General features: G+C 31.1%; 18 protein-coding genes. 2 read left to right on the top strand and 16 right to left on the bottom strand.

What is annotated here, in order from left to right:
- Nucleotides 1-356: 356 nt before the first annotated feature.
- On the bottom strand, nt 357-1,922 hold the full coding sequence (gene hcp, locus CLJU_RS03805) for a hydroxylamine reductase (RefSeq protein ID WP_013237439.1): 1,566 nt from the start codon (nt 1,920-1,922) through the stop codon (nt 357-359).
- Between the two features lie 107 nt (nt 1,923-2,029).
- Here hcp and CLJU_RS03800 point away from each other — a divergent pair, with 107 nt between their 5' ends.
- On the top strand, nt 2,030-2,722 hold the full coding sequence (locus CLJU_RS03800) for a Crp/Fnr family transcriptional regulator (RefSeq protein WP_013237438.1): 693 nt from the start codon (nt 2,030-2,032) through the stop codon (nt 2,720-2,722).
- Nucleotides 2,723-2,795: 73 nt separating this feature from the next.
- Here CLJU_RS03800 and CLJU_RS03795 read toward each other — a convergent pair whose 3' ends face one another.
- The 12 genes from CLJU_RS03795 to CLJU_RS03740 form a co-directional block, all read right to left on the bottom strand.
- On the bottom strand, nt 2,796-4,043 hold the full coding sequence (locus CLJU_RS03795; protein ID WP_013237437.1) for a sensor histidine kinase: 1,248 nt from the start codon (nt 4,041-4,043) through the stop codon (nt 2,796-2,798).
- Nucleotides 4,044-4,046: 3 nt separating this feature from the next.
- Nucleotides 4,047-4,745, bottom strand: coding sequence for a response regulator transcription factor (locus CLJU_RS03790; RefSeq protein WP_013237436.1), 699 nt, complete (start codon nt 4,743-4,745; stop codon nt 4,047-4,049).
- 393 nt (nt 4,746-5,138) lie between these two features.
- Nucleotides 5,139-7,685, bottom strand: a complete 2,547-nt coding sequence (locus CLJU_RS03785) for an ABC transporter permease (RefSeq protein ID WP_013237435.1) — start codon at nt 7,683-7,685, stop codon at nt 5,139-5,141.
- 19 nt (nt 7,686-7,704) lie between these two features.
- A complete protein-coding gene (locus CLJU_RS03780; RefSeq protein WP_013237434.1) occupies nt 7,705-8,385 on the bottom strand; it encodes an ABC transporter ATP-binding protein in 681 nt (226 codons plus the stop codon).
- 246 nt (nt 8,386-8,631) lie between these two features.
- Nucleotides 8,632-9,336: a hypothetical protein gene (locus CLJU_RS03775; RefSeq protein ID WP_013237433.1), complete on the bottom strand. Its 705-nt coding sequence runs from the start codon at nt 9,334-9,336 to the stop codon at nt 8,632-8,634.
- Nucleotides 9,337-9,418: 82 nt separating this feature from the next.
- Complete coding sequence (locus tag CLJU_RS22820) at nt 9,419-9,652, bottom strand: hypothetical protein (RefSeq protein WP_013237432.1); 234 nt, start codon at nt 9,650-9,652, stop codon at nt 9,419-9,421.
- On the bottom strand, nt 9,636-9,851 hold the full coding sequence (locus tag CLJU_RS22815) for a hypothetical protein (protein ID WP_013237431.1): 216 nt from the start codon (nt 9,849-9,851) through the stop codon (nt 9,636-9,638). Before CLJU_RS22815 ends, CLJU_RS22820 begins: the two co-directional genes overlap by 17 nt.
- Before the next feature lie 41 nt (nt 9,852-9,892).
- Complete coding sequence (locus CLJU_RS22810; protein ID WP_023162887.1) at nt 9,893-10,093, bottom strand: MCP four helix bundle domain-containing protein; 201 nt, start codon at nt 10,091-10,093, stop codon at nt 9,893-9,895.
- 606 nt (nt 10,094-10,699) lie between these two features.
- The gene (locus CLJU_RS03755) at nt 10,700-11,566 is read right to left on the bottom strand and encodes a YitT family protein (protein WP_013237430.1); all 867 of its coding nucleotides are present in this window, start codon (nt 11,564-11,566) and stop codon (nt 10,700-10,702) included.
- 196 nt (nt 11,567-11,762) lie between these two features.
- Nucleotides 11,763-12,176, bottom strand: a complete 414-nt coding sequence (locus CLJU_RS21205) for an OsmC family protein (protein ID WP_013237429.1) — start codon at nt 12,174-12,176, stop codon at nt 11,763-11,765.
- A 106-nt stretch (nt 12,177-12,282) separates the two neighbouring features.
- The gene (locus CLJU_RS03745; RefSeq protein ID WP_013237428.1) at nt 12,283-15,324 is read right to left on the bottom strand and encodes an efflux RND transporter permease subunit; all 3,042 of its coding nucleotides are present in this window, start codon (nt 15,322-15,324) and stop codon (nt 12,283-12,285) included.
- A gap of 19 nt (nt 15,325-15,343) precedes the next feature.
- Nucleotides 15,344-16,624, bottom strand: a complete 1,281-nt coding sequence (locus tag CLJU_RS03740) for an efflux RND transporter periplasmic adaptor subunit (RefSeq protein WP_013237427.1) — start codon at nt 16,622-16,624, stop codon at nt 15,344-15,346.
- 273 nt (nt 16,625-16,897) lie between these two features.
- Between CLJU_RS03740 and CLJU_RS03735 the strand changes: the two genes are divergently transcribed.
- Nucleotides 16,898-17,440, top strand: coding sequence for a TetR/AcrR family transcriptional regulator (locus tag CLJU_RS03735; RefSeq protein WP_013237426.1), 543 nt, complete (start codon nt 16,898-16,900; stop codon nt 17,438-17,440).
- 137 nt (nt 17,441-17,577) lie between these two features.
- Here CLJU_RS03735 and CLJU_RS03730 read toward each other — a convergent pair whose 3' ends face one another.
- Genes CLJU_RS03730 through CLJU_RS03720 form a run of 3 tightly spaced genes read right to left on the bottom strand, consistent with a single transcriptional unit; the run spans nt 17,578 to nt 20,079 of the window.
- Nucleotides 17,578-18,555, bottom strand: a complete 978-nt coding sequence (locus tag CLJU_RS03730) for a uroporphyrinogen decarboxylase family protein (protein WP_013237425.1) — start codon at nt 18,553-18,555, stop codon at nt 17,578-17,580.
- A 34-nt stretch (nt 18,556-18,589) separates the two neighbouring features.
- Complete coding sequence (locus tag CLJU_RS03725; RefSeq protein WP_013237421.1) at nt 18,590-19,222, bottom strand: corrinoid protein; 633 nt, start codon at nt 19,220-19,222, stop codon at nt 18,590-18,592.
- Nucleotides 19,223-19,275: 53 nt separating this feature from the next.
- A complete protein-coding gene (locus CLJU_RS03720; protein WP_013237420.1) occupies nt 19,276-20,079 on the bottom strand; it encodes a methyltetrahydrofolate cobalamin methyltransferase in 804 nt (267 codons plus the stop codon).
- Nucleotides 20,080-20,378: the final 299 nt, after the last annotated feature.

Genomic DNA, 20,378 nt, shown 5'->3' with positions numbered 1-20,378 from the left:
TATGCTAGGAATTTCCTAGTATAAGTTAGCTTTTACATTGAAAGCCCTATATATGTAAGTTTTCTAACTTAAAAATCTATATATAGCGATTCTAGTTGAAATTTTAAATTATACATAAAATAATACTAATAAAATTGAAATCACACTTAAAAACTTTTTTTATAAGTCTTAGTGAGGTATTTTAGAAAATCTTAGAAGCTTATATATGTCTGAGGTACGAGTTTATATAAATTTCTTTAGATTTTCAAAATACCGAGCTTTAGACTTATAGAAAGTTTTTAGTGTGATGATTTTTATTAGTATATGGCTTGTATAAGTAAACTTTCTACTTAGAAACTCTCTATAGATATTCTATCTTATTTCAATATAGCTTTTAAATCGTCCTCTACTGTTGTAGTAGGCTTTATGCTAAATTTATCAACTAAAACGTTCAACACATTTGATGAGAAAAATGCCGGAATAGAAGGTCCTACATAAATATTTTTGATTCCAAGGGACAATAAGGTAAGCAATATACATACAGCTTTTTGTTCATACCATGACAGTACTAGTGTAAGAGGTAAATCATTTACTCCACATTTAAATACATTTGCAAGTGCTAAAGCAATCTGTATAGCAGAATAAGCATCATTACACTGACCAACATCAATAATACGTGGAATACCTTGAATATCTCCTAAATCCAAATCATTAAAACGATATTTTCCACAGGCAAGAGTTAATATAAGACTATCTTTTGGCGCTTTTTTCACAAATTCAGTATAATAGTTTCTTCCAGGTTTTGCTCCGTCACAGCCTCCTACCAGGAATATGTGCTTGATTCCTCCATTTTTAATTACCTCTACTATTTTATCTGCCACACCAAGCACTGCATCATGGGCAAATCCAGTTGTAAGTACACTTCCACCATTTATACCTGTAAAATTTTTGTCCTCAGTATATCCACCAAGTTCAAGTGCTTTATTTATAATTTCACTAAAATCTTTTTTTCCATTTTCATCTGCCGTAATATGTTTAAGTCCAGGGAATGCTACAACATCTGTAGTAAATATTCTATCTGAATAATTTTCCTTTGGAGGTACAAGACAATTAGTTGTAAACAATATAGGTGCAGGAATATTGTCAAATTCCTTTCTCTGATTCTGCCATGCAGTACCAAAGTTACCCTTTAAGTGTTTATATTTTTTAAGCTCAGGATATCCATGTGCAGGCAGCATTTCTCCATGGGTATATATATTTATTCCTTTTCCCTCTGTCTGTTCAAGGAGCATCTTTAAATCATATAAATCATGACCTGTAATAACTATAAATGGACCTTTTTCAACATTTGTAGTTACTTTTACAGGAGTTGGTTGTCCATACGCAGATGTATTAGCTTCATCTAATAATGCCATACACTTTAAGTTGACACCGCCAAATTCCATTAGAATGTTCAACCACTCTTCTACTGAATGAGTTCCTCCAACTGCTCTCATACCTTTATAGAACCAATCCATAACTTCTTCATCTTTTTTACCAAGTTTATAGGCATGATATGCATATGCTGCCATACCACGAATTCCAAAAAGAAGTGTAGAGCGAAGTGATATAATATCAGCATCTCCATCCCAAAGTACATCAAAATGGAATTTGCTGTCAGATTTAAATTTTTCACTTTGTACTTCTACTGCATTTATAATTTCATCAATCCTTGATCCATCAAAATTTACATTGGTAATAGTTGAAAACAAACCTTCCATCATAACTTCATCTGCAGCCTTATCTCTATTTTTTCCTTCAGAAGCATAGGCAAGTTCTATGAGTTTGCATGTAAGTTTATCCTGTTTATTTGCAACATCAGGCTGCTTTCCACATGCCCCTACTTTTGTACACCCACTTCCACAAGCAGTTTGCTCACATTGAAAACAAAACATATTATCCATATTTACACCCCATAACCTTATTATTTTTTAATTGCTTTTATGAGATGAGTATAATATAATAATGGTAATAAATCGGTATCCTCTGTTACCAAATTAAAGGTGATTAAATGTTTAAAAAATATGTGGATATATTATCAAAAATTAGCTTATTTCAGGATATTACCAAAGAAGATATTACTATCATGTTAAATTGCATTAAACCTAAAATCAGTCAATTCAAGAAAAATGATTTGATTGCTATAAGTGGAGATGAATTTAAAAGCGTTGGAATTGTAATATCCGGGAAAGCTGTTGTAGTAAAGGAAAATGCTGCAGGAAACAGAATGTTTATGACAAATTTAAATCCAGGAGATATGTTTGGTGAAATGGCCGTTTTTTCAGGAAAATCTGTACTTCCAGCTACCGTTGAAGCTCAAGATAAGTGTACAGTTTTATTTTTACCTGGTGAAAAAATTATAGGTGAATGTAAAAACATGTGCTCATGGCACCGCCCTCTCATTCGCAATATGTTTAAAATTATATCTAATAGGGCGCTAGTGCTAAACAAACATGTAGAGTATTTAAATATCAAAAACTTAAGAGGTAAAATAAGTACCTTTTTAATAGAACAATATAAAAAATCAGGAAAAAGTACTTTCAAACTTCCCTTAAAACGAAATGAATTAGCTGAATTTTTAAATGTTTCAAGACCTTCCCTTTCACGGGAAATGTGTCATATGAGAGATGAAGGGCTTATTGATTTTAACAGATCATCTTTTCATATTAAGGATATTGAAGGATTAAAAAATATGTCAGAGTAAAGCTGAAGTGCTAAGAATCCTGTTAATAAGCATCAGGTGGAGTCAAAACTCCATCTGATGCCAAGAACTCTGTTTAATTTGTATTTAAAAAAGTAACAGTAAAAACAGTTCCCTTACCTATCTTACTTTTTACATCAATCATACCACCGTTTCCATCAATTATGGATTTTGAAAGGGCAAGGCCAATTCCAATGGATTCAGTGCTTTTATTCATCTTTCCTTTATAAAATCTTTCAAAAACATGTTTAAGTTCTTCTTTCGGTATTCCTTCTCCATTGTCTTTAACTATGATTCTGGTGCAAACCTGACTTACTTCAGTAAACACATTAACTTCCCCACCAGACTTCGTGTGTTCAATTGCATTCTTAATTACATTTACAATTGCTTCACTTATCCAATTATGATCATACTTTAACATAATTTTATCCCTGCCAGGATAAAACTTGAGTTTAACATTCTTACTTTCTGCTTTTATATCTAAAAATTTTAAAGATTCCATTACAGTTTTATTTATATCTAAACTTATCATTTTAAACTTTATTGCACCTGCATCTAATTTTGCAAGTTGTAGTAAACTTTTTACAAGCCATTCAATTCTATTTAGTTGATTTTTACTATTTTCTAAAAATTCGATTCTCTTATTACCATCTATCTTTCTATTCAAAAGTATATCATTATATATTATAAGGGATGAAATTGGAGTTTTTATTTGATGTGATATATCCGACAGAGTGTTAACTAAAAAATCTTTTTCATGCTGTATTTGTGAAAAATTATTTTTTAAAATCACCCTCATGTTATCAAAAGCATAGGCAAGCTTTGCAAAAGTACCTTCCGCATTCTCATAAATTCTTATGTCAAAATTATAATCCAACATATTTTTTGCTGCTAATATAAGTCTTTCAAGTTTTTTATATATTCTTATATATAAAATAGCATTTGTTAAAAACACTATTGCAAAAAAACAAACCATAGAAGTAAATAAAAACTTACTTAAATTTCTATAATTATTTTCCAATTGAGGCATCAAACCTATATTCAATTCTGTACTATACCCATAATCTTTCAATATTCTTCTTCCACTTTTTATATCTTCCCCACTGCTATTTTTCGTTATAACAGTTACCACTTGATTTTTCAATTCAGGATGAGTCTTTACTATTTTACCAACAACAGCTGCATTATTATCTACATAACTATCCTTTATTTTTTCATAACTCTTATCAATAGTATAAGAACTTATGAGTATTGACAATAAAGCTAAAATCAATATAATACAGGAACTTTTCCTAAGTTCCGGATTTTCATAATACTCCCTCATGTTTTACTCCTTTTCAACTTCCAAATCCCACTCATATCCAAACCCTCTTTTTGTTTTTATATACTTAGGATTTGAAGAGTCATCCTCTATTTTTTCTCTTATCCTCTTTATGTATACGGAAAGCGTATTTGTATCGAAGTAATCTCCACTTCCATCACTAAGCTTGTCTAGTATTTCTTCTCTATTCATAGCTCTTTTGGGATTAGTCATAAAAAGTAATAACAATTTATATTCCTGCATAGAAAGAGACATATCACATCCATTTCTATAGGCTTCTAATTTGGTTGTATTTAAAACAATTTTTTCGGATTTTAATATATCACTCTTATCCGAATTGTTTTTTTCCGTTCTTCTTAAAATTGCCTTAATTCTAGATATAAATTCTTTTACCCTAAATGGTTTTGTTATATAATCATCCGCACCTATATCAAGTCCTAAAACAACGTTTACTTCTTCGTCACAAGCAGTTAGAAATATTACTGGAACCTGACTTCTTTTACGTATATATTTACATACATCATATCCACTTCCATCTGGTAACATCACATCTAATATAACAATGTCAAAAGTTTCACTGTCAAAAGTTTTTTTAGCTTCACTAACACAGGAACACCTTTTCACTTCATACCCCTCATCTTGAAGAGTAAAATCAATTCCAAGTGCCAGTGCCTCATCATCTTCTAGAAGTAATATTTTATTCAAATTAGCACCTCCACAATATATCTTTAAAATATATTCTATACACTAACTAAGGTTTTTGTCTAGTTATATACACAAGTTGATAAGCACCAGATGAAATATTTTTTTATCTGATGCTTATCAATAATTATCCGTGTAAATTATAAATTTGCAGCCAATGGCACTGTATATTTAATTAGAGAAGCAATTTGTTATCTTTACTTTTTATTTGACTTTCTATCTTTTACAACCATAATAATTATAGCAGCGCAAATAAGTCCAGCAACAAACATAAAACCAAACCTCATATAACCACCTTCTACAAGATTAATTTATGGGATTCTCAGTGAAATCTAGCAGCATATGGCATATATCAAACCAATTTTTAATCTAGAAACCCTATATAATATATTACACTTAATCTTCTTGTCTTATGACATCTATTATATTTTCCCTTTTAATTCTAGCTAAAGGTTTTATTACAGATATTAACCCTATAAATATTGCAGCTAATCCGCTCACAAGTATGAAATTCCATGGAATATTCCACTTAAAATCAATAATTTTTCTCATAGGTGATGATACTGCATAAGATAACAGACTGCCTACAATACCACCATAAAATGCACCATATAATCCATATAAAACTCCTTCTTTTAATATCATCTGTCTTATATTTTTATAAGTCATGCCAATAGCACTTAAAGATGCTATTTCTTTTTTTCTTAAAATCAGGTTAGTAGTTATAGTATTTATTATATTAACTGCACCTATTAGAGAAATTACAACTATAAATCCGTACATAAGTATCATAAGCTGCATCGTATTTCCCCTGGCAACTTCAGATTGTTTGGATATATCAACAGCCTTTACTCCTTCTTTATCACATATTGGTTCAATAAAACTATTAAACTTATCCTCATCTTTTTTATCCTTTAAACGTATTTCAGATATTTTTACAGGCATCTTATTTAAATCTCTACCAGTAATATTCTTCATCACATCTTTTGTCATTATAATATGAAAAAGTTTGAGATTATCTGAATAAAATTGATATGGTGCATCATCTACTACTGCTGCTACTTTTACTTTTATCATATTGTCTTTATTAAACTCTTCATTTTCCTTTTTGCTCTTACCAATATAATCTTCTCCCTGTACTGGTCTATACATCATATTCTTATCAATATAAATAGTATCTCCAACTTTTAAATTAGCAATTGAACCATTATAGTATCTTTCATTTACAGTTAACATATTATTCCTTACTATGACAACACCATTTTCTTCAGCCATATTTGAAGTATCTACCTTACCAGATTTAATATAGCCTTTAATGCTTCTAATCTTGTCCTCATCATAAATATCAAACAATGTTTTTATAGAACTCATCTTTTTATTTTCAAAGGTCACATCACTATAAGTCTTAGGTGCATTTTTGACTAAGTAATCATTTCTATTTTCATTTGGAATCAACGTACTGGAAGAATAAGTTCCATAGGATACATATTGTTTATCTACAAGTTTACTTTGCCTTACTTTGTTTATAATATTTTCTTTAAGGGAGCTTGCTCCATTTTTATCAACTACACCAATTAATTCAAAATTCATTTTTACATCTTCAGACTGTGAACCTGTAAAAATTGTCATCATATTTATAAAAGATGAAAAGAATATAAAAAGTGCCATACTTATTACCATTGAAAAAACAGTAACTCTGAATTTTTTCTTATTTCTCTTTATATTTTTAAATGCCATTAAACTTTCAATGTTTAAAAATCTTTTTAAAATATTTCCCCTCTTTTTACTTATCTTTTCCTTTGATATAGATGTCCTGCTGCTTATAGCAACTAAAGGTGATACCTTTGATGCAGCTCTTGCTGGAATAAATGCAGATAAATATATTGAAATCACTCCAACTAATGCACTTATAACAAGCACATAGTAAGGAATTACTATTTTTAAATTGTTAAAGGCTGTATCTGACATTATACTAAATACCTTGCTCACTACAAACATTGCAAATATTCCAGACAAAAGCCCAAGTGGAATGCCTATCGCACTTATTATGGATGCTTCCCTCAAAACTATTTTTCTAATCTGTGCTGGTGTCGCTCCAACAGCCCTCAAAAGTCCAAATTGCTTCATTCTCTCAATTACACTTATCTGAAAAGAATTATATATGACAGCTATAGTTGCTATTACAATTATAGCTATTATTACACCTGCTATACCATACAATTGTTTATTTAAATCGTTACTGCCTTCACCTGAATAGTCCAATAAATCTTTATTTAAAATACAGTTGCCTTTAAATTTATTACTTAATTCTGATACGGTATTTGATATTCCTGCATTTTTGTATATGCTCACATATACTGCAGACTTTTCTATATTAAATATAGTAGAGTAAGTCATGCCTAAAGCTATACCGTTGTATTGAGTTTCAGCCTGATTTTGAATAATTCCTGTAATTTTAAATTTTTTTTCTTCTCCTTTATCTGTCTCAAATTTTATAGTATCTCCTATTTTAAGATCACCCTTCATATAACTAAATGCCCAGTTTTCAATTGCTATTTCTCCTTCTTTTTCAGGAAGTCTTCCCTTTACTGCATTATAGCTTTTAGGTAAAAATTCTAAAGCAGATTTATTGTATTTATTAATTTCAATCTTTTTTCCATCTTTTAAATTACTTTCAAACCACTTTTCTTGAATACCTACTTTTTCAATTTTAGGATTAGCTTTTAACTGGCTGTAATCATCTGCAGTAATTTTTTGAATCTTAACATGATAACTTCCATTTTGATTTATAGCACTTTCAACAAAAGAATTTTGCAGACTTTCAATAAATAATCCCACTGCCGTAATCAATGCCACAGAAAGTATTACTCCTAAAATAGTGAGCATTGTCCTCTTTTTGTTGTGTTTTAAATATTTATTTGTTATTTCCTTATAACTATTCATCTTATATCACCTCCCTACTTTAGATTGATTTATCCGATTTTATTTCCCCATCAAATATAGTAATAACCCTATCTGCTTGCTCTGCTACATTTATATCATGAGTTATGATAATTAGAGTTTGATTATATTTTTTTGATGATAACTTTAAAAGTTCTATTACTTCTTTACTATTTTTGCTGTCTAAATTTCCAGTTGGTTCATCTGCAAGTATAAGTGCAGGTTTATTTATAAGAGCCCTCCCAATTGATACCCTCTGCTGCTGACCTCCTGATAGCTCGGATGGAAGGTGAGTTACCCTTTCTTTTAATCCAAGCATACTTATTACTTCATCTAAGTAACCTTTATCTGCTTTCTCCCTATCCAAAAGTGATGGAAGAGATATGTTTTCTTCTACATTTAAAACTGGTATGAGATTAAAAAATTGAAATACAAACCCAATATTTCTTCTCCTAAATATAGCTAATTTTTCTTCATTTAACTTATATATATCTTCATTTTCTATATACACTTTTCCTGATGTTGGCCTGTCAAGTCCTCCCAGCATATGTAGAAGTGTACTTTTTCCAGAACCAGATGCCCCTATTATTGCTACAAATTCACCTCTATTAATAGTAAATGATACATTCTTTAGAGCTTCAACTTTATTTTCTCCCTTGCCATAAGTCTTCGATAAGCTTTCAACTTTTAATATTTCATCCATATTGTTATCCCCCTCTATATCCTAATTTACTTTAAGTGACTAAACAAAAAATTTTTTATTATATTTTCTTAATCTATTATATTTTTTTAAGTAAGCTACAACAATAACTAGATGCTTACAATTAAAACGTGAATCTTACATTTCTGTAAGTATACAATTTTGCAATTTAAACTCATATTATAAAATCTAGATTATTTTTCACATCAAAACAAAACCCCAACTTAAAATTAAGTTGGGGTTTCTATATTATTTTTGAGGTGCAAAATCAACTTGATTTAATGACATTATTGTAATTATATCTCCATCATCTAAATTTACAGTTACTTGTTTCACTCCAGAATTTCCTAAAATTTCATTTACTTTAGGCATCTCATTCTTACTGTAAACTATAAAATTTCCTTCTCCAACTACTGGTGTCACTACATATCTTCCACTACCAATATCTTCTCCTACACTCCACCTTCCACTATAAAGTGACGTTGCCTTATGTTCTGTAATAAATGGAGCTGTAACAGGTTCAAAATGTGTTTTGTTTATACCTTCTAATTGTATTTGTTCATCTTTTACGAGCTTGACCCTTGCTTTAGAAATACCCATATCTCCTACATTTCCTAAAATCTCATTTACAGTTAAATCTGGTTGCTGCGTATTTTGAATTATAAAATTGCCTTGTCCATCTGCTGGAGTGACATCATATAATCCTTCTTCTATATCTTTCCCTACTGTAAATGTACCGGCTCCCAAATCTGTTACTTTTCCCTGAACCTGCCTCTGCTTAATCTCTTGCTTAGCAGCCGATTTATCTGTATCTTTATTAGTTGAAGCCTTCATATTCGAATTACTACTTGTACTATTAGTTGATGTCTTAGATTGATTTTCACATCCTAATACCAAAGCAATACTGCCAACTATAATAAGTACAAGTGTTATAGTTATTACTTTATGTTTCATAAAATAATTTCCTCCCTAACTTATATGGCTTTAAATATATTGTAATAAAATAGTAACATCTTACTCTAAAAAGATACTAATTCTATAACTTAAATTTACTTATTTCTTCTTTTAATTTTCCCATGCTCTCACTTGACATTGCTATTTGTTCAACTATACTGTTAGTTTTAGAATTAACATCATCTATCTTTTTAGCAACATTTGTTGTACCTTCAGCTCCCTGTGATGAAGCTTCAGCTAGCTGATCTATAGTTCTTACCATATCATTTACTGATGTTGAAAGGTGCTTTGAAGTACTACTAAAATTTCTTTGCAATATCCTCTATAGCTTTTCCAGGCTCCTCTGATGTAGCAGCCATTTTCTCTGAAGAAGCTGCTGTCTTCTGCATTCCCGCTGCAATTTCTTCCGTTGTTGCAGATACATCTTGTATATTATTTGACAATTCATTAACATTATTATTTATATCCTCATTTATCAAAATAACTTTTTCAATTGCTTCATTAACTCCCTTCATTATTTCTTTTATATTGAATATAAATTTATTTAAGCTTACAGCTAATTCACCAATTTCATCTTTGTTTTCATAGCATCATCCTTCTTCAATTCTCTACTTAACTGTATAACTTGTTTATGCATATCAATATACTTATTCCACTCACTCTTAACATCCTGAATTAAATTTTTGTCTTGAGTATTATAGAGATACTTTTCACATGATTTAATTTCACTTTTTATCTGAGTAATTTTGCTTTGCATTTCTTATTCCTTTTCATTCATTGTATTAGAATCCGTAGCAATTATATGTTCATACTCTAAAACCCTAAAATCAGAAGTCATATCGCTAATATTTTGTGAATGCTGCATTGAAGGCATCCATGTTTCATCTATAAATATTATTTCCTTCTAAGTTTAAATTGTTTACATATTTTAAATTAATTTACATCAATTTAGTTATACCCCCCATTAACTAAATTACATTTGAGTTATATATCGTGCCCAAATTTAATTCCTTTACATAATAAAAGTAATTGACAAAGCTTACTCTTTTAATCCAAAAAAGTCCATTACAGTTTTACAAATACTAAAAAAGGACTTCTATAACATAACTATTATAAAAATCCCTTCTCTTATTTTTATCCGATGACTACCTGATCTAATACTCCCACGCGCACAGCGAAAGCGACTATCACCAAATCAAAGATTTGGAATATCTGCTTTTTTCCAAGTGGGAGTAAAGATCAGCTATGTCCCTGGATAACGATTTTTCCTAAAGGATAACGCCTTCTAAGTGCTGAATCACTAAGAATCCTGTTAATAAGCATCAGGTGGAGTCAAAACTCCATCTGATGCCAAGAACTCTGTTTATATAGCTCTTTTAAATCCTTTTCCCATTATTTCAGAAGCATCAGATATACTTATAAAAGCTTTTTTATCACAAGAAGTAACAATCTTTTTTAATTCAGGTAACTGAGATAAAGGAATTATACAAAAGAGTATCTTTTTTTGTTTTTCCGTATAGGCACCTTCTCCATAGAGCATTGTTACTCCACGGTTAAGGTCTTCAAGTATATGTTTAGTAACATCTCTTTCTTTATCAGTAATAATGATTACCGATTTAGATTTATATAACCCTTGTACTACTTTATCGAGTACAGCAGATGTTAAATACATAGCTATTAACGTATAAAGAGCATTAGGTATTCCAAATATAAAAGCACTAATAGAAACTATAATAAGATTTATATAAAAAGATATTTTTCCTATATCAAAATTAGAATGCTTTTTTCTAATGAGCATAGCTATTATATCCAAACCACCTGTAGACCCATGATATGAAAAAACAATGCCAAATCCTATTCCATTTAAAACTCCACCATAAATACAATAAAGTAAATTATCATTAATATGTAATATATTTGATATAGGTTGTGTAAGAATTAATCCTATTGAAAATGTTAACATGCCTATCAATGAATAGATAGTAAATCGTTTATTTAATTTTATTATGCTTAAAATAAATAAAGGAATATTTAATATAAGTACAACATATCCTGCTTGTATTTTAAATAAATACTGTATTATTAAAGCTATTCCAGTAACACCACCGCTTAATAAATGAGCATGAGTTAAAAACATGTTGACACTAATACATCCCAAAAAACTTCCCAAAATAATAAGCACTACATTTATAATGTCATCTTTTTTTATAAATTTCATAATAAATTTCATATTTTTATAACGACCCCCTTCCTAATTAGTATATTTATTATAATAGTTTTTTCTCACAGGTTCAATATTACAGATTTTTTACTCATACTAATACACACTTATATATTTTTTAAAAGTATAAGTGTGTACCCAAAATAATTCTATTCTCAAAATAATATATAAAGATTAATATAACCTATTATTTACTAATAAAATATCACTTTTTTCTTTTTATTTGTCCTTCGACAATGTTAGGCTGGGATAAGATGGCTGCAATACTACAATTTTTATCAACAAAATCGTTCATCTTTTTAATTTCTTTGTCATCTGCATCTGTTTTAACTAAGATATCTACTTTGATATTTAAACCTATTCCATTTTTAATTTCATCAAAATCACCAGTGATTTGAGCCTCACATTCTTCTAAAGTAATTCTCCTTTTCTGAGCATAACTACTTATCACCATTAATTTGCATCCAGCTAAAGCCACTAATAGCATTTGACCTGGTATGGCACCTTCATCCTTTCCGCCATTCTCAATTGAATGGTCCATAATGTATTCATGATTTCCTACTTTAGCACATACTTTAAATGTTCCATCCAATTTTGCATTACATTTAAGTGTTAACATTACAAACTCACTCCCTCAATAATTTATCATTCTAAGTTACTCTTTATTTGCATTTTAATGTGTTTGTATATAATATGTAACTTTCTATTGTAATGTAAATAAATCTTTATAATTTTTTTACTCTACCTTCAAGTTTATTATTTACTAAAGAATAAATTACTGGAACGACAATAAATGTTAAGAAAGTAGCTGTTAAAAGACCAAACATCATAGCAACCGACATAGGACCAAACAGTGCACTTCTTGAAAATGCTAGTGGTATAAGTGCTGTAATAGTTGCTACAGAACTCAATATTATAGGTCTGAATCTTTGACTTACAGCATACATACAAGCATCCTCCACAGAAAGCCCATCTTCTCTTCCATTATTTATATATTCAATAAGAAGTATGGCATTTCTTATAACAACTCCAATTAAACTTATTACACCCATAAAAGCCGTAAGTGACAGGTCCATCCCAAATGCGTGAAGTCCTATTGACACTCCTATAAGAGACAGCGGCAGTGCACACATTATTACAAGAGGTTGTACAAATGATTTAAACTGAACAAATAAAAGTATATATACTATTGCTAAAATAAGTACACCTGCTATGCCAAGGCTTGTAAAGTACTTACTTATTTGAGCCTTTTCTCCATCATATATAACTTTTACTGGGTCTAAATTCATTCCATCTATTTTTTGCTTTAATGCATTTTCTATATCAACTGAATTATATCCACTTTTAACATCACTATAAACAGTTATAGTTCTGTCTTCTTTATAATGTTTTATCTCATCCAACTCTGAGTTAAGCTTAATAGATGCTACCTCATATAAAGGCACCTTGTTCTTGGTAATACTTGATTCAATATATAAATTTTTAAGGTCTCCTACAGATGAAATATTTGTTTTAACCATGATATCATATTCACTACCATTTTTCCTATAAACAGAAGCTGTATAACCTTTAAGTGCAATATTTATCTGCTGCAGAATATCCGATTTCAATAACCCAAGTTGTGATGCTCTATCTTCATCTATATTTATTTCATATTGATAACTTTTTTTAGCTGCATCATCTCTTATATTCATAGTTCCAGGTATATTTTTTAATTGCTGCTGTATTTTTTCGGAAGCATTCTCAATCTGATCTAAATCATCTCCAGTAATTCTCAAGCGCACTGGTGCCCCTATAGGTACTGCTTCTTCAAGTTGTTTTACTGTAGCTGTACCTCCTGAAATTTTACTATCCAGTTCTTCTTGAATATGTTCAACCAATTCCTGTCTTGTCTTAAACTTTTTAGTCTTATCCAAATCTACTTTTACCATAATTTGAGCTACATCATTAGAAGGATTAACTGTAGGCAGTGTTACATAAAATGGAGGCATGCCACCACCTATAGCTGAAGTATAAGCTGTAACCTCTTTTTGCTGTTTTAATACGCCTTCTATATTTTTTACAAGCTTGCTAGTACTTTTTATATCGTCAAATTTCTCATTTGCAACATCTATGTATACTTCATTCTTATCTACATATGGAAAAAGCTGCATTCCCAATGTATTAATTAAAATTAATGCTACTGCAAAAACAGCTAGTGCTGCCCCAATGATAGTCTTCTTGTGCTTAAGTCCATATTTTAAAAGATTCTCAAACATCCTACGAATTGGATTTTCCCGTTTGCTCTCCTTGCTCTTTCTAAAAAACAAGGAAGACATAGCTGGTGTTACAAACAATGCCGATAAATAAGAGCAAATTACACATATTATAACAACCTGCGGCAGGCTTTTTAAAAACTCACCTACTTCTCCTGATATTGATAATAGAGGTAAAAAAGCTCCCACAATAATTAGAGTAGATGTAAATACTGGAACAAACAGCTTCTTTATGCCATTAAATGCTGCTTCATCCCTTGTCATGCCTTCATCTATTCCAACCTGTATGACATCTCCTATTACTATGGCATCATCAACAAGTATTCCAAGGGCTATAATAAGTGCCGTAGTTGACATCTGCTCAACTTTAATTCCAAGTGCATACATAATGATAAATGTCATACATATTGATATAGGTATAACTGCAGATACTACCATTGAATTTCTAAAGCCCATACCTATAAGAACAGTTACAATTACAAGTATTATTCCATCTCTTAGATTTTTCATAAAGAAAGAGACAGAATCGCTTACATCTTTAGGCTGAAAAGTAATCTCATCTATAGTTAAATCCTTTGGCATCTGCTTTTTTATCGTATCTAATTTTTTTGTTATATCTTTTCCTATTGGAACTATATTTTTATTTTTTTGAAAATATCCCGCAAGTAATACTGCATTTTGACCATTGTCAGTAAATTTATAATTTGAGTCATCATCATAATCCATATATACTTTAGCTATATCCTTGATCCTTACGGTTTCACCAGTACTGCTTGAAACTCCTACAACAGTATTTTCTATATCATGCAGTGAACTAAACATACCGGGTGTATTTACTTTTATTTTACCTGTAACTAAATTTAAAGACCCAGATGGTATGTCTATATTTTGTGCACTTAGTACAGAACATACATCTGCTACAGATACTTGATACTTATTTATTTTATTCCAATCTATCTGCACCTTTACTTGTCTAGCTTGCTTACCTTTTACATCTATTCTTGAAATACCACTAGTATCACGAAGCTGCTTCTTTATATCATCAGCATAACTTCCTAATTGTTGATAAGAATAATTATTGCCTGATATACTTATTATGATACCAGCCGTTTCTGCAAGATTAGTATTAATTTCACTATCATTACATCCATTTGGAAGATCAGACTTTAAATCCTTTACCTTGTCTCTTAAATCTCTCCAGGCTTTATCTTGATCAGCATCATTGTTTAAATATATAATAACTATTGATGCATTGCTTTCTGAATAAGATTCTACATAATCACATCCATCAACTTCTTCAACTTTCTGTTCAACTTTTTTTGTAACTAACTTTTCTATATCACTAGATGAGGCACCTGGATAAACCGTAGTAATCATAGCTGCTGGAGATGCAACATCCGGGGTTTCCTGTTTTGAAATACCACTATAACAGTAAAAGCCACCAATTATAACTATAGCCACCAGGAATAATACAATCTTTTTATTTTTTATAGCTGACTTAATTAATCCCATATTATATTCTCCTCTTCTTTTATTTAACCGTAACTTTATATCCTGATTTTAGGCTTTTCATGCCTTCAACTACGAGCTCATCTCCATTTTTTAAACCATCCACTGAAACTTTATCTTCATCAGTATCACCTAAAGTTACATTTTTCTTAACAGCATGTCCATTTTCAATCACATAAACATAATCTTCACCATCATTTAAGACAGAACTAATTGGTATAGATATTGCATTTTTATCCCCCATATCTATATAAACTGCTGCTGTTTCTCCTATATAATATTTATTATTATCTATTGGTTTCGAGAGTTTAATTTCTGCACTATATGTTCCAGACTTACTATCAGCCATTTGAACTATATTTATGACTTGCCCTTCTGCACTGTCATCCCCTATCTTGACCTTTGCATTTGTACCAACTTTTACTTTCTTTACATCATCATCTGAAAGTCCAACTGTAATGACTTCATTTTCACTTCTAAACAAAACTACTAGGTCTCCTGCCTGCTGCATTTCTCCTTCTTTACCCAGTACATCTACCACATATCCATTTTCGTCTGCTGCCATAGAGGCATCTTGAATTAAACTTTCCTTTGAATCGTAATTTGCTTTTGCTTCATTTAATTGCGCTAACAGTGACTTTTTATCTTCATCTCTGGAACCATTTTGTATTTGTTCAAGACTCTGCTCTGCACTATTTAATGCATTTTGAGAATTGTCTAATTGTAACTTGACATCATCCAATTCTTGTTTCGAAATTGCCCCTGCATCACTTAGTTTACAGTACTTATCATACAAATCTTTATAATAATTATTACTGTCTTGTGCATTTTTAACTGCTATCTGTGCTTTACTTACATCTTCCTGCTGTGCACCGTTTACCGCCTTATTATACTGTGCAGAAGCAGCATCAACTTGAGATTTAGCAGCTTGTGCTGCAAAATTAAGATCACTTTTATCAAGATCCACCAGCTTATCACCTTTTTTTACATGCTGGCCTTTAGATACATATATTTTTAAAATTTTAGCTGAACTTTTAAAAGATAACTTTCTAACTTCACTACCTCCAGTTAGCCCCTGATATTGCAGTGACATAGGATAACTACCACTCTTAATTTCTAAAGTTTTTACTGGATAACTCCTCGTATACGTTTTTTCCTCATCAGATTTTCCGCTAATTATAAAATATGTGCTTAATGCTGCTATAGTCACAACAACCAAGCAAATGCAAACTATTTTCTTTTTTTTACTTAATTTTTTTATCGCTGAACGAACATACTTAAATTTATATATAAATTTCCTCATGTTATACCTCCTTTAGCTTAAACATTGTTCACAATTCAAAATTTCGGTAGATTTTTAGATTTTTTTCGACAATAGAAAATCATACTTAATTGTGAATTGACTACTGGCACAAACAATATCAACAATAAGACGCTTGTACTTTTATAAGCATGCGTTTATTATAAAATGTGTGTTGTATAACTTCAATCATTAATCTATTGCGATTTTGTTGGTTATTCAACATATAATAGACATGTGTTGAATAATTATTAAAATTTTTTGTGGAGGATTTTTATGGAGGAAAAGAAACTTGATAGACGTGTGAGAAAAACTAAAAAGGCTCTACTTCAAGCCTTGACAAAACTTATGTCTAAAAAGAAAGTTAATAGTATTACAGTAAAGGAACTTACGGACTTAGCAGATGTTAATAGATCAACTTTTTACCTTTATTATAAAGACATATTTGATATGGTAGATATGATAGAAACTGAATTGGTTAATGATTTTAGTGAAACTTATGACAAATTTTCAAAGGAAGCTACCACCTACGAAGACTTACTGTCTTTTTTTATATATCTATTCGAGTTTGTAAAAGCTAATGCTGAAATGTTTAAAATATTTTTAGGATATGATGGGAACTACGCTTTTATAGAAAAGTTTAAAGATGCTATAAAGCACTGCCAGATTCCTCTAGACGATACATCCTCGGAAGCAGAAGCTCACTATGTTATGCCTTTCGCTATATCAGGCTGTATTGGAGTAATACAACAGTGGTTGAAAGATGACATGATTGTTTCTTCTGAAGATATGGCTGCCATTCTTGTTAAAATGCTTTAAATTAGAGAATAGAAAATAGTAATATAAGATAATTAACTTCTTTTTTGCATAAAAAGCATTTTGGATTAATTTATTTTTAACATTGATCCAAAATGTTTTTTATTTACAACAAAAATGTTTTATTTCAGTTATGTAGCTTAAAACATTTTTTTACTCATTTCATCTATTGCCTTACTTACTGTCTCATATACATTTGGAAAATACCCCTTAGGTAAACCCGCAGTCAGGCATGGAATAAAGTATTTCTTTCCATTAGCTTTGCAAGCTTCTTCTACATGTTTGATACAATTTTCAAGTGTCCAATCTGGAAAATCAATCAAACCACTGTGGAGTCCTCCCATAAAGGATATTTTTCCACCATATTGCTTGATCAATTCAGGGATGTTATTAGTGTTCATAACGCCTTGCCATATATCTATGCCCATTTCGATCATATATGGAACCAAGTTAGCAGCATAAGAATCGCTGTGGTGAACAATCAATTCAACACCATTGGCTTTATAGTAACCATAGATTTTTTTATAAGCCGGAAGAAAGAACTCTTCAAACATCTTAGGAGCCACAAAAGAGTTTTTTTGGCTTCCCCAGTCATCATGATGGAAAATGCAATCTGGATGAAGTTTTTCAACTATCACTTTTGCAACATCCAGCTCATACTGCGTAAGGGCGTCAATTAACTCATGCATAGCTTCAGGCTCTTCATATAAACCCATTAACGCATCTTCCATGCCCATAAGATGATGTGTCATTTCAAAGACACCTGGAGCATAGAAAGGTGCCACAAATTCCTCATTACGGTCAACAGAATTAGCATGAGCAATAGCTGGAGCCCAAGCTTCATCAGAAGTTGGAATTGTAGGAATTTTAACATATTTCTTCCATTCAGTAACATCTTTTAAAACTCTGTGTTCGTCATCATGAACAGGGAACGCACCAAGTTGACCTTCTGGCCACTGCCATGTTATCCCCCAATTATCTTTCCAAGTACAACCGTAGTTAGATCTACTTCCCAAAGGCATTTCCATGATCATATTCAAAAATTCATATTGATTAACAAAACGATCTGGATTTCCACCTTTAATAGTTTCTAGTAAATTCTGTCTTTTAGTTAACATACAACAATACCTCCTTATATTATTTATAATATATTTATGCCGTTGCCAATTCTTTAGCCTTAACTGCAGCACTACCTGCATCAGGTGTATATGCATCTGCTCCTATTGAATCCGCAAATTCAGCTGTTACAGGAGCACCTCCAACCATTATCTTGAATCCTTTTAATCCACTTTCTCTTAAAGTCTCAACTGTTTTCTTCAAAGCTGCCATTGTCGTAGTAAGAAGTGCTGAGCATGCTACTATTTTTACATTTTCATTTGCCTTAACTGCTTCAACAAATTTATCAGCAGGTACATCTACTCCAAGGTCTACTATTTTAAATCCAGTGCTTTCCATCATCATTGAAACTAGATTTTTACCAATATCATGTAAATCACCTGCAACTGTTCCAATAACACATGTGCCTAAAGAAGTTGAAGCCCCACTTGCAAGATGAGGTTTAAGCACTTCTACACCTCTTGACATTGCTTTTGCTGCTATTAACATTTCAGGTACGAATATTTCTCCTGTGGAGAATTTATCGCCTACAACACCCATTGAGTCAATCATAGCTTGAAGTATATCTTCTGCTTTGCTTCCCTCATCTAGTGCTTCCTGCACCAATCCTTTAATAAGTTTAGTTTTACCTGCCTCTAAATTAACTTTTACTTCTTCAATTTTAGACATTATTTTTTCCTCCTTATTGTTTATATAATTATTTATCCTTATTATTTATGTAATTATTTCTTTTTACCAAATATTCCTTCTCTGTATGCTCTAATATATTCCATGCAGTACTCGTCTTCACCTAATAGTGCTTCTGTTGCAAACAACATCCCTATTAAATCCTGATTTAATGGATCAAGAATAAAACTGTCCATTCCTGCATTCATAGCCAATACTGCAAATGCCTGATTGACAATTTTCCTGGCTGGAATATTAAAGGAGATATTACTAACAGCTCCAACAACATGAATCGTAGGATACAATTCTTTGATTTTCTTCATAACTTCGGTTACCATGTTAATTCCTTCTTCTGATGTACACAGCATTTCAATCAAGGGATCAATATGCATCCTGGACGGATCAATGTTGTATTCTTTTACTTTTGCCATTAACTCTGCAAATACATCCAAACGGTCTTTAGCAGTTTTGGGAATTCCTTTGTCGCTGTTCAAGAGAGCAACACACTCCCATTTTGTATCAGCGATTGCAGGAAATGCCACATCAATCTTGTCCCCTTCCATTGACACGGAATTGAAAAGGCCTGGCTTCTTACAGTATTTCATGGCTTCTACGCATGTGTGGGGGTTAGGACTATCCACTGCGATAGGCACATCGGTTGCATCCTGTACGATGTCTATAAGCCATTTCATTGTTTCCAGTTCAATGTCGTCATCCACTGAAGCACAAACATCAATAAAATCTGCACCTGCTTCTGTTTGCTTTATTGCAAGATTTCTTATGAATTCTGAATCCTTTGCTGCAATGGCTTTACCTGTGGAAGGAATCGCTCCATTAATTTTTTCACCAATTATTATCATAATATACACCCCTTTAAACATTTACTTTAAGTTACAATTATATCAATTAATACTACAACACTTTAAACTTCTTTGATTTCATATCTGTAACTGCATATGTACAAAAAAATGATGCAATTGCTGTATCCTGAATATTTTACGGCACTACTTCTAATCCCAATACGACGCCCATAACAATCAAACGGCATACCAACATATAGTAATCGTTGACAATTGCAATAGCATTGACTAAATTATCATTTTTAATACCTAATATAAATTACTTACAATAGATATCACAACCATGTCACCCATTATGT

It is taken from the genome of Clostridium ljungdahlii DSM 13528 (genome assembly GCF_000143685.1).
Taxonomy (GTDB): Bacteria; Bacillota; Clostridia; order Clostridiales; family Clostridiaceae; genus Clostridium_B; species Clostridium_B ljungdahlii.
Note: the sequence above shows the minus strand (reverse complement) of the source record. Positions and strands in the feature narration are given on the sequence as shown.

What these genes read in the sequence shown, in the direction of transcription:
- hcp (WP_013237439.1), bottom strand. Translation starts at nt 1,922, where the DNA reads ATGGATAATATGTTTTGTTTTCAATGTGAGCAAACTGCTTGTGGAAGT.
- CLJU_RS03800 (WP_013237438.1), top strand. Translation starts at nt 2,030, where the DNA reads ATGTTTAAAAAATATGTGGATATATTATCAAAAATTAGCTTATTTCAG.
- CLJU_RS03795 (WP_013237437.1), bottom strand. Translation starts at nt 4,043, where the DNA reads ATGAGGGAGTATTATGAAAATCCGGAACTTAGGAAAAGTTCCTGTATT.
- CLJU_RS03785 (WP_013237435.1), bottom strand. Translation starts at nt 7,685, where the DNA reads ATGAATAGTTATAAGGAAATAACAAATAAATATTTAAAACACAACAAA.
- CLJU_RS03780 (WP_013237434.1), bottom strand. Translation starts at nt 8,385, where the DNA reads ATGGATGAAATATTAAAAGTTGAAAGCTTATCGAAGACTTATGGCAAG.
- CLJU_RS03775 (WP_013237433.1), bottom strand. Translation starts at nt 9,336, where the DNA reads ATGAAACATAAAGTAATAACTATAACACTTGTACTTATTATAGTTGGC.
- CLJU_RS22815 (WP_013237431.1), bottom strand. Translation starts at nt 9,851, where the DNA reads ATGAAGGGAGTTAATGAAGCAATTGAAAAAGTTATTTTGATAAATGAG.
- CLJU_RS22810 (WP_023162887.1), bottom strand. Translation starts at nt 10,093, where the DNA reads ATGCAAAGCAAAATTACTCAGATAAAAAGTGAAATTAAATCATGTGAA.
- CLJU_RS03755 (WP_013237430.1), bottom strand. Translation starts at nt 11,566, where the DNA reads ATGAAATTTATTATGAAATTTATAAAAAAAGATGACATTATAAATGTA.
- CLJU_RS21205 (WP_013237429.1), bottom strand. Translation starts at nt 12,176, where the DNA reads ATGTTAACACTTAAATGTAATGCAAAATTGGATGGAACATTTAAAGTA.
- CLJU_RS03745 (WP_013237428.1), bottom strand. Translation starts at nt 15,324, where the DNA reads ATGGGATTAATTAAGTCAGCTATAAAAAATAAAAAGATTGTATTATTC.
- CLJU_RS03740 (WP_013237427.1), bottom strand. Translation starts at nt 16,624, where the DNA reads ATGAGGAAATTTATATATAAATTTAAGTATGTTCGTTCAGCGATAAAA.
- CLJU_RS03735 (WP_013237426.1), top strand. Translation starts at nt 16,898, where the DNA reads ATGGAGGAAAAGAAACTTGATAGACGTGTGAGAAAAACTAAAAAGGCT.
- CLJU_RS03730 (WP_013237425.1), bottom strand. Translation starts at nt 18,555, where the DNA reads ATGTTAACTAAAAGACAGAATTTACTAGAAACTATTAAAGGTGGAAAT.
- CLJU_RS03725 (WP_013237421.1), bottom strand. Translation starts at nt 19,222, where the DNA reads ATGTCTAAAATTGAAGAAGTAAAAGTTAATTTAGAGGCAGGTAAAACT.
- CLJU_RS03720 (WP_013237420.1), bottom strand. Translation starts at nt 20,079, where the DNA reads ATGATAATAATTGGTGAAAAAATTAATGGAGCGATTCCTTCCACAGGT.